The organism is Sphingomonas sp. 67-41 (assembly GCF_001899725.1).
Taxonomy (GTDB): Bacteria; Pseudomonadota; Alphaproteobacteria; order Sphingomonadales; family Sphingomonadaceae; genus Sphingomonas; species Sphingomonas leidyi.
This window is the reverse complement of sequence record NZ_MKWJ01000026.1, coordinates 29,108-44,157: the sequence shown is the minus strand read 5'-3', so window position 1 is coordinate 44,157 and position 15,050 is coordinate 29,108. Positions and strand designations below refer to the sequence as shown.

17 protein-coding genes are annotated in these 15,050 nt (G+C 68.2%); 8 read left to right on the top strand and 9 right to left on the bottom strand.

Annotation, left to right across the window (positions count from 1 at the left end; genetic code table 11):
* The first annotated feature begins 129 nt into the window (after positions 1-129).
* The 4 genes from BGP17_RS19945 (at position 130) to BGP17_RS19930 (ending at position 3,876) form a co-directional block, all read left to right on the top strand.
* Entirely contained in the window at positions 130-1,581 is a 1,452-nt protein-coding gene (locus BGP17_RS19945) for a DUF5597 domain-containing protein (protein WP_286713339.1), read from the top strand.
* A 42-nt stretch (positions 1,582-1,623) separates the two neighbouring features.
* The gene (locus BGP17_RS19940; protein WP_286713338.1) at positions 1,624-2,460 is read left to right on the top strand and encodes a diacylglycerol/lipid kinase family protein; all 837 of its coding nucleotides are present in this window, start codon (positions 1,624-1,626) and stop codon (positions 2,458-2,460) included.
* Entirely contained in the window at positions 2,457-3,203 is a 747-nt protein-coding gene (locus BGP17_RS19935; RefSeq protein ID WP_167301017.1) for a metallophosphoesterase family protein, read from the top strand. The genes BGP17_RS19940 and BGP17_RS19935 overlap by 4 nt, the downstream gene beginning before the upstream one ends.
* Before the next feature lie 64 nt (positions 3,204-3,267).
* Positions 3,268-3,876 (top strand): hypothetical protein, encoded by a 609-nt coding sequence (locus BGP17_RS19930; protein WP_286713336.1) that lies wholly within the window; start codon positions 3,268-3,270, stop codon positions 3,874-3,876.
* Between the two features lie 22 nt (positions 3,877-3,898).
* Here the strand turns inward: BGP17_RS19930 and BGP17_RS19925 are convergent, their stop codons facing one another.
* The 3 genes from BGP17_RS19925 to BGP17_RS19915 all read right to left on the bottom strand — a co-directional run bounded on the left by BGP17_RS19925 (position 3,899) and on the right by BGP17_RS19915 (position 7,439).
* Positions 3,899-4,279, bottom strand: coding sequence for a VOC family protein (locus tag BGP17_RS19925; RefSeq protein ID WP_167301016.1), 381 nt, complete (start codon positions 4,277-4,279; stop codon positions 3,899-3,901).
* A gap of 82 nt (positions 4,280-4,361) precedes the next feature.
* On the bottom strand, positions 4,362-5,741 hold the full coding sequence (locus tag BGP17_RS19920; protein ID WP_286713335.1) for a DUF1501 domain-containing protein: 1,380 nt from the start codon (positions 5,739-5,741) through the stop codon (positions 4,362-4,364).
* A 12-nt stretch (positions 5,742-5,753) separates the two neighbouring features.
* Entirely contained in the window at positions 5,754-7,439 is a 1,686-nt protein-coding gene (locus tag BGP17_RS19915) for a DUF1800 domain-containing protein (RefSeq protein WP_286713333.1), read from the bottom strand.
* A gap of 251 nt (positions 7,440-7,690) precedes the next feature.
* Here BGP17_RS19915 and BGP17_RS19910 point away from each other — a divergent pair, with 251 nt between their 5' ends.
* The 4 genes from BGP17_RS19910 to BGP17_RS19895 are packed head-to-tail and all read left to right on the top strand — an operon-like array spanning position 7,691 to position 10,965.
* Positions 7,691-8,251, top strand: a complete 561-nt coding sequence (locus tag BGP17_RS19910; protein ID WP_137865016.1) for a GbsR/MarR family transcriptional regulator — start codon at positions 7,691-7,693, stop codon at positions 8,249-8,251.
* A 28-nt stretch (positions 8,252-8,279) separates the two neighbouring features.
* Positions 8,280-8,966: a DUF4166 domain-containing protein gene (locus BGP17_RS19905; protein WP_286713332.1), complete on the top strand. Its 687-nt coding sequence runs from the start codon at positions 8,280-8,282 to the stop codon at positions 8,964-8,966.
* A gap of 47 nt (positions 8,967-9,013) precedes the next feature.
* Complete coding sequence (locus BGP17_RS19900; RefSeq protein WP_286713331.1) at positions 9,014-9,361, top strand: hypothetical protein; 348 nt, start codon at positions 9,014-9,016, stop codon at positions 9,359-9,361.
* Positions 9,358-10,965: a saccharopine dehydrogenase family protein gene (locus BGP17_RS19895; RefSeq protein WP_286713330.1), complete on the top strand. Its 1,608-nt coding sequence runs from the start codon at positions 9,358-9,360 to the stop codon at positions 10,963-10,965. Before BGP17_RS19900 ends, BGP17_RS19895 begins: the two co-directional genes overlap by 4 nt.
* Here BGP17_RS19895 and BGP17_RS19890 read toward each other — a convergent pair.
* From BGP17_RS19890 to BGP17_RS19865, 6 genes are all read right to left on the bottom strand, one after another.
* On the bottom strand, positions 10,962-11,447 hold the full coding sequence (locus BGP17_RS19890) for a hypothetical protein (RefSeq protein WP_167301011.1): 486 nt from the start codon (positions 11,445-11,447) through the stop codon (positions 10,962-10,964). The genes BGP17_RS19895 and BGP17_RS19890 overlap by 4 nt on opposite strands.
* Before the next feature lie 91 nt (positions 11,448-11,538).
* On the bottom strand, positions 11,539-12,096 hold the full coding sequence (gene rpsI / locus BGP17_RS19885) for a 30S ribosomal protein S9 (RefSeq protein ID WP_167301010.1): 558 nt from the start codon (positions 12,094-12,096) through the stop codon (positions 11,539-11,541).
* Entirely contained in the window at positions 12,096-12,575 is a 480-nt protein-coding gene (rplM, locus tag BGP17_RS19880; protein ID WP_086131156.1) for a 50S ribosomal protein L13, read from the bottom strand. The genes rpsI and rplM overlap by 1 nt, the downstream gene beginning before the upstream one ends.
* A gap of 133 nt (positions 12,576-12,708) precedes the next feature.
* Positions 12,709-13,467, bottom strand: a complete 759-nt coding sequence (locus BGP17_RS19875) for a hypothetical protein (RefSeq protein ID WP_286713328.1) — start codon at positions 13,465-13,467, stop codon at positions 12,709-12,711.
* A complete protein-coding gene (gene cutA / locus BGP17_RS19870) occupies positions 13,467-13,781 on the bottom strand; it encodes a divalent-cation tolerance protein CutA (protein ID WP_167301008.1) in 315 nt (104 codons plus the stop codon). The genes BGP17_RS19875 and cutA overlap by 1 nt, the downstream gene beginning before the upstream one ends.
* Entirely contained in the window at positions 13,778-14,809 is a 1,032-nt protein-coding gene (locus BGP17_RS19865; protein ID WP_286713341.1) for a COX15/CtaA family protein, read from the bottom strand. The genes cutA and BGP17_RS19865 overlap by 4 nt, the downstream gene beginning before the upstream one ends.
* Positions 14,810-15,050 lie beyond the last annotated feature (241 nt).

Genomic DNA, 15,050 nt, shown 5'->3' with positions numbered 1-15,050 from the left:
TTCTAGCGCGGGTTCGATTCCCGCTACCCGCTCCAGCTTCTCCTTGATTCCGAAGACATTGCCGCGAATCGCGGACGACGCGCCATGCGCGGTTCCCATGTGCGATTAAATCAGACTATTGTGCTTGCCATGCTCCGCTGGCTCCCTGCGCTCGCCCTTCTGCTTGCCACCCCCGCTTTCGCCCAGATGCCGCATATGGAGGGCGGACGGCTGATCGTGGACGGCAAGCCGTTCCTGATCCGGGGGGGCGAACTGGGCAATAGCTCGGCCACCGACCGCGCGTGGCTCAGGCCGCACTGGCAGCGGCTGAAGGCGCTGCATCTCAACACGGTGCTGGCGCCGGTGACATGGGAGGCAATCGAGCCCGAGGAAGGCCGGTTCGACTTCTCCAGCCTCGACTGGCTGGTCGAGGATGCGCGGGCCAACGACATGCGGCTGGTGCTGCTGTGGTTCGGCAGCTGGAAGAACAGCATGTCGACCTATGTGCCCGCCTGGGTGAAGCGCGACGGCAAGCGCTTCCTGCGCTCGACCGGCGAGGATGGGCAGCCGCAGGATATCCTGTCGGTGTTCGGCATGGCCACGCGCGACGCCGATGCGCGGGCCTTTGCCGCGTTGATGAAGCATCTGAAGGCGATCGACGGCGACCGGCACACCGTGCTCATGGTGCAGGTGGAGAACGAGATCGGCTTCCTGCCGACCGCGCGCGAGCACGGCCCGCTGGCCGACGCCGCCTTCGCCAGGTGGAAGGGCGGCGAGGAGGGGTTCACCGCGCATCATTATGCGCGCTGGGCCAATGCGGTGGCCGAGGCCGGCAAGCGCGAATACGCGCTGCCGATGTACGTCAACGGGGCGCAGGGGCGGCCGGGCAAGCTGCCGGGCGAATATCCGAGCGGCGGCCCGCTCGCGCATCTGATGCAGATATGGCGGGATGCCGCGCCTGCGATCGATATGCTCGCGCCCGACATCTACTTCCCGAACTTCGCGGGCATCGTCGAGGGCTATACCGTGCCTGGCAACCCCCTGTTCGTGCCCGAGGCGAACCAGGCGGGCGATCCGCGCGCGCCGGCCAACGCCATGCGGGCGATCGGCAAACATGGCGCGATCGGGTTCAGCCCCTTCGCGATCGAGAACATTGCCGACAAGGACCGCCTGGGCAGCTTCTATGCGATGCTCGAGCAACTGACCCCGGCATTATTCGCGGCCAGGGCACGCGCGGGGTTCGCGCCGCCGGTGGGCTTCGAAGGCGCGGTCGACAGCGCACCGCAGACGGCGACGCTGGGTGGCTATGCGCTGACCGTCGGGTTCGTCGATCCCTGGACGCCGAAGGACAAGCAGGAGCCGGCCGAGCATGGCGGGATCCTGCTCTGGCTGGGCGGCGAGGATTATCTGGTCGCGGGCAGCGGAATCACGGTGACGTTCGGGCCGCGCATCGGCCTCGATACCGTCGAGGAGGGCAAGTTCGTCGACGGGAAATGGGTCGCCGGCCGGAAACTCAACGGCGACGAGACGCACCAGGGCCGGCACGTCCGCCTGCCGCCCGGGCAGTTCGGCATCCAGAAGATGCGGCTCTATCGTTATTGAGATCCGGTTGAGCCAAATCATATCTCGGGCGTTACGATCCGGATGGAAAGACTCTGGTTCATCACCAACCCCGGCTCGGGATCCACCACCAGGGCCAAATGCGATGCGCTCGAGGGCGTGTTCACGGAGCGCGGGCTGACGCTGGTCGGCCGCACCGAGTTTCCGGAGCAGAATATGCCCGCCGGGCCCGATCTCGATCGGGACGGGATCGATACCGTGGTGCTGTTCGCGGGCGACGGAACGATCAACGCTGCACTATCGGCGCTCAGGGCATGGGAGGGCAGCTTCCTGATCCTGCCGGGCGGAACGATGAACCTGCTCGCCAAGTCGCTGCACGATACGCTCGATCCCCGGGCGATCGTCCAGGCCGCGCACGACGAAGCCACCCGCATCGCCCTGCCCTATGTCCAGGCGGCCGGGCATCGTGCGTTCGTCGGGCTGATCATGGGGCCCGCCACTGCCTGGTTCCGCGCGCGCGAGGCGGTGCGCAAGGGGGCGTTCCGGCGGTTGTTCCAGGCGGCCCATGTTGCATGGAACCGCACGTTCGGCGGCAGCGGCATCCGCATCTCCGGCGTATCGGCGCTCGCGGGCCGCTATCAGGCGGTATTCGTCCGGCCCGAGAAGGGCGAACTGCACGTAGCGGCGGTGGACGCGCGCGACTGGAGCGCGATCGCGCAACTGGGCTGGGAATGGCTGACCGGGGATTGGGTCGCGGCGCATGCAGTGAGCGAGGGCCTTACCCGCGAGTTCGCCGCCCGCGGGAAGAAGCCGGTGCTGGCGCTGTTCGATGGCGAGCCGGTTCCGCTGGCGCCGGGAACCCCGATCACGGCGGGGATAAGCCGCAAGGCCTTCATCGCGACGCGCAAGGGGCCGGAATGACGCGGCTCTTCCATGTCAGCGACGTGCATTTCGGGCGGGAGGACCGCGCTGCGCTCGACTGGTTCGCCGCGCGGGTGCGCGAAGAGCAGCCTGACGCTGTGATCGTGACCGGCGACTTGACGATGCAGGCGCGGGCGAAGGAATTCTCGGCCGCTGCGCAGTGGCTCAAGGGCCTTGGCCGGCCGGTGACGGTGGAGGTGGGCAATCACGACCTGCCGTGGTTCAATCCCTGGGCGCGGTTCGTGGCGCCCTACCGGCGCTACCATGCGCTCGAACGGATGATCGAGCGGCCGCTCGATGTGAAGGGCGTGGCAGTGGTGCCGCTCAAGACCACCGCGCGCTTCCAGTGGCGGCTCGACTGGTCGAAGGGCTATGTCAGCGGCCGGGCACTGCGGGCATCGCTGGCATTGGTCGAAGCGGTGCCGCCGGGCGGGCTGGTGTTCGTCGCCTGCCATCACCCGCTGGTGGAGGGTGGCACGCGGACGACCTCGGAGACGCATTGCGGGGCCCAGGCCCTGGACGCGCTGGCCCGGGCGGGGGTGGATGCGGTGCTCACCGGCCATGTCCATGATCCGTTCGATATCGAGCGGCGGATCGGCGAGCGGACGGTGCGCCTGATCGGGGCGGGCACCTTGTCAGAGCGGGTGCGGGCGCGCCCGCCTTCGTTCAACGAACTCAGCGTGGCGGGCACGGGCTTCTCCACCCGGGCGCGGTTCATGGGCGAGGGGAGCGTGGCGCTCTAGGCGATGGCCCACTTGCGGTTTGCCGACTCCCCGGACATCCTGGCCGCAAGAAGGGGGAATATCCATGCGGTTCGGCGGGTCTTTGTTGTTGTGCGCGTTGGCGACGCTGTCGCCGGCACCTGCTCGGGCGCAGGGGTGTGAAGTGCACATCTGGCCCACCACCCGATTTGCCGCCACGACCAGCAGCATCTTCCTGGGTGGGACGATGGGCGGCACCCACAATGCGCCGACTGCCAAGGACAACCTCGCCGAAGTGATGTCGCCGGAGCGCCAGGCCGAGGTCTATCGATCGCTGGACTGGGCAATGCTGATGGCGAGCAAGCAGCCGATCGCGTTGGTCATCGAGCCCGCGATGGATGCCGTGACAGTGAAGAAGAAGGGGCCCCGCCTGGCGAAGGGCGGAGCGGCCTGCCACTATGAAATTATCATCCAGGGCATCGCCTATGGCGAGGATCCCGTTTGGGGCAAGGCGCTCGCTACCTCGATGATCCTGCGGAGATACGACGGTCAATCGGAGCAGGCGCGGGTCACTTGGATTCGGGGCAGCCAAGGCGTGAAGAAGTCGCTCAACAAGGAAGCTGTCGGCGTCGAGGAAGCGGCTTCGGTGATGAAGGAAGCGCTTGCGATCATTCTGGGGGAGCGTGTTCCGGTTGCTGCCAGAAAGCTCGGTTAGCTGCCATGTTGGGCGAGACAGTCTAGCGCTTCGAAATGTCCTGCCCGAACACCAGCAGATTGCCGTCCGGCGCCACCACCATCAGTTCGCGCTGGCCATAGATCTGGTCGACCGGTCCGTGGATGTCGCCATCGTTGAGCAGGTGCGCCTTGGGTCTCAGCTCGTCGGCGACCGCTTCCACATCCTCGACGTCGACATAATAGCAGAAGCGGCGATTGCCCGGCGGGGCACCGTCGTCGCCGACATTCTCCAGCAGGCGGAACGCTGCCTGTTCGCGCTGGACATACGCATAGTTGGACGTGCGGAAATAGAGCGTGAAGCCGAGCACCTCGGTGAAGAACCAGACGGCCTTCTCGAAATCCGGCACGTGCATGAACGGTGTAATGCGATAGAGATTGGCCATCGTCCGCCTCCCCCAAAGCCGCGCCCCATTACCGGAGCGGAACGATAGCGCAATCCCGATACGCAGTTAAGCGCGGAGGAACCTAAGTTCGGAACAGGCCCAGCGGCCCGCGCCCGCCCGTGCTCCAGGTCGACCAGTTGGGGAAGACATAGGGCAGGTCCGCATCGGCGACGCCGTGCCAGCGGGCGATCGCGCCGATATACTCCTCCTGCGCCACGGCGGGAACGAAGCGACCCTCGCTGCTCACATCGGTGGCGCCGCCGAGCACCGGGTCCGGATAGGCGCCGAAGATGCCGCCGGGCGCGACATTGCCGCCGACTACCAGATGGTTGCTGCCCCACGCATGGTCGGTGCCGTTCTGGGCATTGCCGCGATAGGTGCGGCCGAAGTCGCTCATCGTGAAGCTGGTGACGTTCTCGGCCATGCCGATCGCCTGCATCGCGCGGTGGAAGCCGGCCAGCGCCATGGCCAGGTCGCCGAGCAGGTTCGCATGGGTGCCGGTATCGTTGGTGCCGCCATTGGTCTGGCCCGAATGGTTGTCGTACCCGCCCTGGCTGACGAAGAAGGTCTGGCGGCCATGGCCCAGGCTGCCCCGCGCATCGATCATCCGGGCGACGCGCATCAGCTGGCGCGCGACGTCGCTGGTGAGCGCGGCGCCGGTGGCCGGGTTGACGAAATAGCCGTCGAGCGTGCTGTTCGCCGAGATGATCGTGTTGGCGGTGGTCGCCTGATCATAGCTGGCATTGATGGCGCGCGCGCTCGCCTCCGCGACGTCGCCCAGTCCGGCGGCCGAGGAGAAGGTGGTGAGCGCGGCGTTCTTGGCGTTGTTCGCCGCGTTGCTCATGCTCGAATAGCCCGAACGCATGAGCGTGCCGGTGGAAGGCAGCACCAGCGCCGAGCTGGTCTTGCCGATCACCGCCAGGTTCGAGCCGGCGATCGAGATCATCGACGGGACCGCGCTCGTGCCCATCCGGTCGGTCAGGCGGCCCATGAAGCCGTCGGTCGCGAAGTCGCGGGCGCGCAGGCCCTGCCAGTGCGCCTGCTCGTCCGAATGGCTGAGCAGGTTCATCGGGCGCAGATCGGCGCGCGACTGATAGGTCGCCTTGGTGAGCGGGGCGAAGAGGGTGCCGGCATTGAGGACGAGCGCCAGGCTGCCCTCGTCCCAGAGCGGGCGCAGCGCCGCCATCGCCGGATGGAGCGCATAGGGGGCGCCGGTGAGCGCGGTCAGCCGGTTGGCCGCGATGCCCACCGTGCCGCGCGAGGCGAGATATTGCGGGTGCCGGGCATCGGTGGGGATCACCATGTTCCAGCCGTCGTTCCCGCCGAACAGGAACACGCCCACCATCGCGCGATAGCTGCCGCTCGGCGCGGCGATGGCGGTGGTGCGGCCGAGCTGGCCGATCGCGGCGAGCGCGCTCGCGCCGGCGGTGACCTTGAGCAAGTCGCGTCGGGAAATCGTCATCGGTCCGGCTCCTCAGCGGTCGACCAGGAACATCGGGCTGGTCGCCGCGACGTAGAGCATCGTCTGGGCGCGGCGGCGCGCCTGGACATTCGCATCGGCATTGGTGATCGGCGTGGCAGCGGCCTTGAGCGCGTCCTTCTGCGCCTGATTCAGCGTATTGGCGAACAAGGTCAGGTCGATGCGCGACACCATCGTGTCGAGATCGGTGCCATAGGCTTCCCAGGTCGCCCACAGGGGCTGCGTCAGCGAGGACATGGGCAGGCCGGAATCGAGCGCATATTCGCTGCGATTGGCATCGCCCGAGACGGTCCAGTCATAGACGAAATTGTGCCAGCGCAGCACGTTGGACGTATTGAGCAGCTTCGAGGCCGGGCTCTTCAGCACCGTCGATCCGGGCAGCGGGAAGTCGTCCGGATAGAAGTTGAACACCGAAGGCGCCCGGAACACCGGCTGGCCGAGATTGGCATCGCGGGTGGTGAAGACATAGCCGTCGGTCGCAAAGCCGATCGCGCGGGCGAGCGCGGTCATCAGCAGCACCGGTTCCTTTAGCTTGCCGCCGGCGGCGGTGGGCGCCGCCCGCGCCTCGCCGTCGAGCAGGGTGGCGCGGACCACCGCCTTCATGTCGCCGCGCACGCCCTTGCCATTGTCCGCGAACGCCGCCGCCACGCGGCCGACATAGGCCGGGCTCGGATTGGCGGTGACGAGGTGGACGATCATGTGGCGCGCGACGAAGGGCGCGGTGGAAGCGCTGTTGAACGCGGCATCGACCACCGCCGCGACGCTGGCTTCCTGCGTGGCACCCGCGGCGACGGTGGCGCCGAGGAACTTCTTCTCGGTCGTGTCATAGCGCGATGCGACCTGGATCATCGGCTTGGAATAGTCGCGGGCATTGCCGTCGGTGATCGCGGCGCCGCCGACCCGGGCATAGGTCCAGCCGGTCAGCGCCTTGGCGACGCCCTTGATGTCGTCGGTCGCATAATTGGGAATGGCCGCGCCGCTGCCGTCGCGCTTCAAGCTGCCGTCCATGTTCAGCTGGTCCGGCCCCATCGAGAACAGCTGGAGCAGCTCGCGGGCGTAATTCTCCGACGGGCCCGACTTGTTGCTGTCGGCCATGTCGAGATAGTCGCCCATATAGCCGCTCATCGTCACCTGCTGGAGGATGTCGCGATAATTGCCGAAGGCGTTGGCGAGGAAGATCTGATTGAACGCGGCGATGCCCGCGGTCGAGTTCACCTCGGCTTCGGAAGCGACGATCATCTGGCCGAGCGCGAAGGCGGTGCGCTGGCGCAGCTGGTCGGACCCGGCGATGGCGTTGGCGTAGAAGCGCATCGCCACCGGCGTGCGGCTGAAATGGGCGCGCGAGCAGACCGTGTCGCCGCTCGCGCAGAAATCGCGGCGCACTTCCGTGGCGAGATCGGCGTAGGAACTGCTGGACGCGGCGAGCTGTTCGTCGACCCAGGCAGTGGCGCCGAGCTGCTTGATCCGGGCGATCAGATCGGGCGTGGGGCCGAAGCTCGCCTGCTTGGCGAGGCGGGCGGCGTCCCCCTCGGTGAACACGGCCGGCGTGGGCGTCGGTCCGGGTGTCGAGACCACGCCGCCGCCGCCCGACGACGTGCCCCCGCCGCCCGAATCGCAACCCACGAGCGCGAGCAAACCGAGCGCCGCGCCAAGCGCGGCCAGTTTTCGTTGCCGGAACACCAATTTTCCCCCGCCGCCGCGAGAAGTCGCGACCTGCGCGAATCTGCATAGTTTGCCGGCGGAATCCCAGCAACCTGCGGAAATACCTAAGACGGGCTTCAGCGCGATTGTGCCCGGCGCAAGGGCGCGGATCCGGCCGGTAGTTGCGCAGCCGCAACGGCGCGAACGGCGACGAGACGATCGGAACATGCGACGGAATGCGCAGTCCGACAGCGGTTGACTCTTCCGCAATCGTGTCTCATATTTCTGTTATGACAGAAATTACGGACAATGCTGTTCAGTTGCCGATCGCGGTGCAGCAGTTCGTGCTGCACTGGGGCGAGATGGGGGGGCAGTGGGGCGTCAACCGCTCGGTCGCCCAGATCCATGCGCTGCTCTATCTCTCGGACCGGCCGCTCAACGCCGAGGAGATCAGCGACACGCTGCGCATCGCGCGGAGCAACACGTCGAACAGTCTCAAGGAGTTGCTCGGCTGGAAGCTGATCCGCCGCGTGCCCGTGATGGGCGACCGGCGCGATCATTACGAGGCCGAGGTCGACTTGATGCAGATGCTCACGCGCATCGCCCAGGGCCGCAAGGAGCGCGAGATCGATCCGGCAGTGGCGGCGCTGCGCGTGTGCACCGAGGAAGCCAGGCGCGACGGCCGCATCTCGGACGTCGCGCGCGGGCGGATCGAGGCGATGCAGGATTTCGTCGTCACGATCGACGACTGGTACCAGCAGATGATGAGCGTGCCGCCGGGACGGCTGATGACGCTGATCCGGCTGGGCAAGCGGATCCTGAGCTTCCTTCCCAAGGGCAAGGCTGAATAGCGGCCCCCGGCCGCGGAAAGGGTGGCATATGGGCGTGGCAATCGGATATGCGCCTGGCGCGCTGGCCCGTTACGCCGACTGGCATCGAATGGGCGCGCCCTGCCGCGCCGACGACGACAGCCCCTTTGCCCGGCTGCTCGGCGCACGCTGGCTGTTCCTGCCGCCCGCGACGCGCCGCCGTTTCCTGCGCAAGATCGAGGCCGGGGCCTGTGTCTCCTATCTCGGCGAAGTCGCCGAATGCCGGATCAGCCGGGCGGGATGGCTGCTGGCGCAGGCCGCGCGGTTGATCGGCGCGCCGTTGCCGCTCGGCACGGACGTGGGCGTCTCGGCCAGCGTGAGCGTCACCGCCGATGCCGACGGCCAGGGGCAGTATTGGACGCGGCAATATGGCCGTGCACAGGGTTTTCCACAGGTTATCCACAGCGCCAAGCGCTTTGCCGGGCCGACGGGCATCGAGGAATATCTGGGGCTTGGGGTGGGCATCGCACTCCGGCTGGAGGAAGCGGGTGGCGCGCTCCTGTTCGTGAGCGATCATTATTTCCTGAAACTGGGCGGGCTGCGGGTGAAGCTGCCGGCCTGGGCGATGCCCGGGGCGTTGACGGTGGGGCATATGGATCTGGGCGGCGGACGTTTCCTGTTCAGTCTCGACCTGGTGCATCCTTGGCTTGGCGAGCTGGTCCACCAGCTCTGCGTGTTCGCGGACCCGGTGGAATGAGCGGGCGCGGCCCCATTGCCTGCTGCGCGGCGATCCTCGCCGCCGCCTTGGCCGGCTCGATCGGATTCATGCTCCTCGCGGGCAGTCTCGCCGGTGACCTGTTCCTGCTCTGCTTCTTCATCGCCCTGATTCTCGCATTCGGTCACCTGGTCTTCATTGCGCTTCCGATCTATCTGGTGCTGGTTGATCGATGGCCGCTGCGCATGTGGAATGCGGGTTTGGCCGGCTTTCTGATCGGTGCGATACCAATGTCGCTACTTGGCCTCGGTGGCAGGCCGGACCTGGAAGCGCTGCTCTCGGCGATATTGTGGTTCGGTGGTTCGGGACTGGTCGGCGGGCTGGCCTTTTGCGCGGTCCGCGGCGGAGACATTGTGGTGCCGGACGGCGCCGAATGAGCCGCATCCTCGTCATCGGCGGCTATGGCGGGTTCGGGGCGCGGTTGAGCCGGCGACTGCTTGCGGCGGGGCATGAGGTGCTGGTCGCCGGGCGGAGCCACGACAGGGCCGCGGCGTTCTGCGCCGGGCATCCCGGCGCCGAACCCGTTGTGGCGGACCGGACCAACGGGATCGGCATGGTGCTGGCGCGCGAACGGCCCGACCTGGTGATCGATGCGGCGGGACCGTTCCAGGGCAGCGGCTATACGGTGCCCGAGGCGTGCATCGCGATGCGCATCCCCTATCTCGACCTGGCGGATTCGCGCGATTTCGTGACGGGAATCGCGGCGCTCAACAAGGGCCCGGCGGTGGCGGTGCCGATCGTCAGCGGCGCCTCGAGCGTGCCGGCGCTTTCCGGCGCCGTGGTGCGTGCCCTGGCGGCGGGACTGCCGCAGGTCGAGCGCATCGACATCGCCATCAGCGCTTCGAACCGGGCAGTGGCCGGCCCATCGGTGGCGGCCGCGATCCTCTCCTATGTCGGCAAGCCGGTGCGCGTCTGGCGCGGCCAGCGCTGGATGCAGGCGACCGGCTGGCAGGACCTGCGCCGCGAGCGTTTCGCCATCGAAGGAGAGGCGGCCCCGCTCCGCCGCTGGATCGCGCTCGCCGAAGTGCCGGACCTGTCGCTGGCGCCGGAACTGTTGCCCGGCCGCCCCGCCACGACTTTCCGTGCCGGTACCGAGCTCGGGTTCCAGATGCTCGCCTTGTGGCTGCTGAGCTGGCCGGTCCGCTGGGGGTGGCTCCGGACGCTGCGCGGCGCGGCGCCCTGGCTGCACAAGCTCCAGCGGATCACCGCCTGGGCCGGGAGCGACCGATCGGCGATGTCGGTAACGCTGGTTGGGGCAGGTGTCCGCCGGCGCTGGACGCTGATCGCCGATCGCGGAGACGGGCCCGAAATTCCCACGCTGGCGGCCGAACTGCTCGCCGGGGACATTCTGGCCGGTCGCGTGCCGCCGGGCGCACAGGATGCGAGCCGGCTGCTGACGCTCGACCGGTTCGAGCCGCTCTTCGCCGGCCTGGCCATCCGCCATGCGGTGCGCGAGCATGCGGTCGATCCGCTCTACGCGCGGGCCATGGGTGCGCGCTTCGCGCGGCTGCCGGAACAGGTGCGTGCCATGCACGCGCTATGTGGCGATGCCGGCGCGGAGGGGGAGGGCGAGGTGCGCCGAGGCAGGGGCCTGGCCTGGCTGGTCGGGCGGGTGATGGGGTTCCCGCCGAGCGGCAGCTATCCGCTCCGCGTCGCCTTCGCGGCCAGGAATGGCAAGGAATGCTGGACGCGGGATTTCGGTGGCCATGCCTTTTCGAGCGAACTCGGCCAGGCGGGGCAGGGCGTCGCGGAGCGTTTCGGCCCGCTGCGCTTCGCCTTCGACCTCCCCTCGGATGACAAGGGGTTGCGGATGGTGCTGCGGCGCTGGAGCGCGTTCGGCGTGCCGATGCCGCGTTTGCTGGCCCCCCGCATCGCCGCGCGCGAATGGCAGGAGGATGGGCGCTTCCGCTTCGAGGTGGGGGTAGCGTTGCCGCTGCTCGGCGCGGTGGTCCACTATACCGGCTGGCTGGCGCGCCTCTAGCGCAGCCAGCGCGCCATTCGGGGATAGGCGGGGAGGCCCAGCGCGGCGGCCTGGTGCGGCTCGGCGGACATGCCGAAATATTGCAGCATCGGCGGCCCGGGCCCGGCGCCGCGGTCGAACGCGGCCGCCAGCGCTTCGCCGCCGCCGAGATAGCCATCGGCATGGAACAGCGTGCGCGTATCGATGCCGGCCGCGCGGGCAGCGGCATAGGACCAGGCGATCGCCGCCATCTCCTCGCCCGGATCGTCGCGGACCTCGCAGAGTGTCGGGCGGTCGGCGGGGTCGGTGACGGCGATATGGCCGGCCTCGTGGAGCAGGTCGCCGGGGTGAAAGGGCCGGGCCGGATCGAGCACCAGCCCGCCGCTGCGCACCTCGATGCCGGGCAGGAAGCTCTCGCCCTCGATCCTGCCCCGAGACACCGGGATCCCGATCTCGTCGAGGAAGGCCAGGATGCGGACCGTGTCGGGATGGTCGAGCGCCATGGCGCGAGGCTAGCCGCGGTCGGGGCCGGCGCACAAACGAAAAGGGCGGCCCGTCGCCGGACCGCCCCTTCGTTGTTCCGTGAAGAACCGCTTAGCGCTTCGAGAACTGGAAGCTGCGGCGAGCCTTGGCCCGGCCATACTTCTTGCGCTCGACCGTGCGGCTGTCGCGGGTCAGGAAGCCGGCCTGCTTCACCGGGGTGCGCAGGATCGGCTCGTACTTGGTGAGCGCCTGGCTGATGCCGTGCTTCACCGCGCCGGCCTGGCCCGAAAGGCCGCCACCCTTGACGGTGCAGACGACGTCATACTGGCCCTCGCGCTCGGTGATGCCGAACACCTGGTTGATGACGAGACGCAGCGTCGGGCGCGCGAAATAGACTTCCTGATCGCGACCGTTGATCGTGATCTTGCCGGTGCCCGGCTTCAGCCATACGCGGGCGACGGCATCCTTGCGGCGGCCGGTCGCATAGGCGCGGCCGAACTTGTCGAGCTCCTGCTGGCGCAGCACGGCCGGGGTCGACGGTGCGTCGAGCTGGCCGGCGAGATACGCCTCGGCGCGGGTGTCGGCCGAAGCCTGGGCCTCGGTGGCCACGGCCTGCTCGCCGGCGGCGATGGCGCCGAGATCGGAAAGGGACTGGCGGTTGTCGGACATTATGCGCCCACCTTGTTCTTGCGGCTCATGCCGGCGATGTCGAGGACCTCGGGGTTCTGCGCTTCGTGGGGATGCTCAGCACCGTTGTAGATGCGCAGGTTGCGCATCTGCTGGCGGCCCAGCGGACCGCGCGGGATCATGCGCTCCACGGCCTTTTCGAGCACGCGCTCCGGGAAACGACCCTCGAGCACCTTGCCCGCGGTGATCCCCTTGATGCCGCCCGCATAGCCGGTGTGCTTGTAGTACACCTTCTGGGCCAGCTTCTTGCCGGTGAACCGGATCTTGTCCGCGTTGATGACGATGACATTGTCACCGCAATCGACGTGCGGGGTGAAGCTCGTCTTGTGCTTGCCGCGCAGGACGTTGGCGATCACGACGGCAGCGCGGCCGACGATCAGGCCGTCGGCATCGACGATGTGCCACTTCTTCTCCACCTCGGCCGGCTTGGCCGACTTGGTGGTCTTCATCAGCGCCTTCATGGGCGAGACCTTTCGAGTATGAAACGCAAGCGCGCCACCCTTCCGGGCAGCGCGGTTGATGGCCCTCTGACGATTCGCGCGGAGAAAGTCAAGAAAAGCGCGGGTTTGCTGACGGGTACTGGGATACCATGGCCTAGTCGGCGGCCCGTTCCACGGTGAGCAATGTGACGCTGACCCTCTCCAGGCCGCCCGCCCGGATGCGCAGCGTCTTGCTGTTGCGGGTGATCAGCCCGGTGCGGGGATCCATGTCGGTCACGCGTTCGAACGCCATGTCGGCCGCATCGGCGCGGACGGTGCTGCGGAGCAGGCCGTCGGGCAGGGCGACGACGGTGCGCCGCCCCTCGAGCGCTATCGTGCCGCCATAGGCCGATTGGCCGGGCAGGCGGACCGGCGTGCTGCCGGGGGTTGTCGCCTCGTCCGCAATCACCGCCACCACGAGCGAGGCGAGCATCGCGCGCCGGCGTTCGACCGGCAGCGCGCGGAGCGGGGCCGCGATGCGCGCGGCGAGCTTCTCGCGTTCCGCCGGCGCCAGGGCATGCCGGGCGGCGGCCACTTCGGCGACACGCCGGCAGAAGCGCTCCCACAGCGCTGGCATGTCGTCGATCGCGACGACGACGCCCCGCGGATCGAGATGGAAGACGATCGTGCTGCCGGCAAATGCCCCGAACCCGGCTTCATAGGCAGCGCCGCTGCTGTCCGGGGTTTCGCCGATGCCGGCGCGCAGCGTCACTTCGGCGCGATAGCCCTTGTCCACGCGCGCGAAGCGGATATCGCGCTCCATGCGATAGGTGCGGGCGCCGTCGCGGCGTTCGGTCACCACGCGCCTCGGCGCATCCAGCGGCGGGGCGAAGGCGGCCGTGCTGGCCTGGAGGATGATCGCCGCGAGCAGCATCAGCGCGTCTCGCCTGCCACCCAGGCGGCCACCTGCTCGCTGGCAGTAGCGGTCCAGCTCTCGATCACCGGCAGTTCATAGGGATGGAGCGCAGCGATCCGATCGCGCAGGCGCGTGGCGAGCATCGGGCGCGTCTTGAACAGCACCGGCACTTCCTCCGCTCTCTCCAGCGCTCCGTGCCACAGATAGAGCGACGTGCAGGGGGCGAGGATGTTGGCGCAGGCGGCGAGATGCTCGTCGAGCACGGCTTCCGCCACCCGCTCGGCATCCGCGCGGGTGGCGAAGGTCACGTAGAAGAGCGCGAGCTCGCTCAAGCGGCAGCCCGGGCGCCGGCGACATGCGCGCCCCAGACGGTGGCGATCACCACCAGCGCGCCGGTGAGCTGGTGGAGCGCGGCGAGCCAGATCGGCACCCCGGCCATCACCGTGGCGATGCCGAGCAGGATCTGGGTGCCGAAGGCGCTGTGGATCGCGATCGAGGCGCGGCGGCTCGTGGCGCGCACCTTGCGCGCGAGCAGGATCAGCCCCGCCACCGCCACCCAGGCCCACCAGCGATGGATGAAGTGCACCACCGCCGGATCGGAGAAGAGGACATGGCCGAGGCTCTGGCCCGTCTGGCTGACGCCCGGGAAGAAATGGCCGTTCATCAGCGGCCATTGGTCGGTCACCAGCCCGGCATCGAGCCCGGCGACCAGCGCGCCGTAGAAGAGCTGGACGAACAGCACGAGCAGCACGCCGGTGGCGAGGCCGGTCAGCCGGGCGGGAGGTGCCATCGGGTTGCGGGCGAGCGCCAGCAGGTCGAGCGCGGTCCAGACGATGCCGCCTAGGGTGAACAGCGCGGTGAGCAGGTGCGCGGCAAGCCAGAAATGATCCACTGCGGTGCTGGTCTTGTTGAGCCCGGACTGGACCATCCACCAGCCGAGCGCGCCCTGCAGCCCGCCCAGCGCGAGCAGCGCGGTCAGCCGCCAGCCATAGCCTTGCGGAATCGCGCGCCGGACGGCGAACCAGACCAGGGGCAGGAAGAAGGCGAGCCCGATGACGCGGCCGAGCAGCCGGTGGAGATATTCCCAGAAGAAGATGTTCTTGAACTCGGCCAGCGTCATGCCGCGGTTCAGCTGCTCATATTGGCCGATCTGCCGGTAATGGGCGAACTCGGCCTGCCACTGTGCATCGGTGAGCGGCGGGATCGCGCCCGACAGCGGCTTCCATTCGGTGATCGACAGGCCCGATTCCGTGAGGCGGGTGATGCCGCCGATCACCACCATCAGCACGATCAGCGCCGCGACGGCGAACAGCCAATGGGCAAGGGCGCGCGGGCGGGCGGAAGCGGGGAGCGAAGTCATCTGCAGCACGTGGCGAGGTCTAGTGGCGATACGTGGCCAAGGCGAGTCCCGATCCGGACCGATTTGACCATCGATAGGGGAAGGCAAATTGGCTTCGGCCCCCTTTGGAAGCGCGGGCAGGCGACCGGCTGGGTCAGACCTCGATCGGGTTCCGCTCCCATCCCCGCTTCCCATGCGCGGAAGCAATGAGGTTAATCATTTTTAGGGATTCGCCTTCGCTCTCCTTCCGCGCATAGTCCTG

Excerpts from the sequence above, each read along its gene's own strand:
- BGP17_RS19865 (WP_286713341.1), bottom strand. The coding sequence starts at position 14,809 with ATGACTTCGCTCCCCGCTTCCGCCCGCCCGCGCGCCCTTGCCCATTGG.
- rplM (WP_086131156.1), bottom strand. The coding sequence starts at position 12,575 with ATGAAGGCGCTGATGAAGACCACCAAGTCGGCCAAGCCGGCCGAGGTG.
- BGP17_RS19875 (WP_286713328.1), bottom strand. The coding sequence starts at position 13,467 with ATGCTGCTCGCGGCGATCATCCTCCAGGCCAGCACGGCCGCCTTCGCC.
- BGP17_RS19945 (WP_286713339.1), top strand. The coding sequence starts at position 130 with ATGCTCCGCTGGCTCCCTGCGCTCGCCCTTCTGCTTGCCACCCCCGCT.
- BGP17_RS19910 (WP_137865016.1), top strand. The coding sequence starts at position 7,691 with ATGACAGAAATTACGGACAATGCTGTTCAGTTGCCGATCGCGGTGCAG.
- BGP17_RS19895 (WP_286713330.1), top strand. The coding sequence starts at position 9,358 with ATGAGCCGCATCCTCGTCATCGGCGGCTATGGCGGGTTCGGGGCGCGG.
- rpsI (WP_167301010.1), bottom strand. The coding sequence starts at position 12,096 with ATGTCCGACAACCGCCAGTCCCTTTCCGATCTCGGCGCCATCGCCGCC.
- BGP17_RS19920 (WP_286713335.1), bottom strand. The coding sequence starts at position 5,741 with ATGACGATTTCCCGACGCGACTTGCTCAAGGTCACCGCCGGCGCGAGC.
- BGP17_RS19940 (WP_286713338.1), top strand. The coding sequence starts at position 1,624 with ATGGAAAGACTCTGGTTCATCACCAACCCCGGCTCGGGATCCACCACC.
- BGP17_RS19890 (WP_167301011.1), bottom strand. The coding sequence starts at position 11,447 with ATGGCGCTCGACCATCCCGACACGGTCCGCATCCTGGCCTTCCTCGAC.
- BGP17_RS19925 (WP_167301016.1), bottom strand. The coding sequence starts at position 4,279 with ATGGCCAATCTCTATCGCATTACACCGTTCATGCACGTGCCGGATTTC.
- BGP17_RS19935 (WP_167301017.1), top strand. The coding sequence starts at position 2,457 with ATGACGCGGCTCTTCCATGTCAGCGACGTGCATTTCGGGCGGGAGGAC.
- BGP17_RS19930 (WP_286713336.1), top strand. The coding sequence starts at position 3,268 with ATGCGGTTCGGCGGGTCTTTGTTGTTGTGCGCGTTGGCGACGCTGTCG.
- BGP17_RS19905 (WP_286713332.1), top strand. The coding sequence starts at position 8,280 with ATGGGCGTGGCAATCGGATATGCGCCTGGCGCGCTGGCCCGTTACGCC.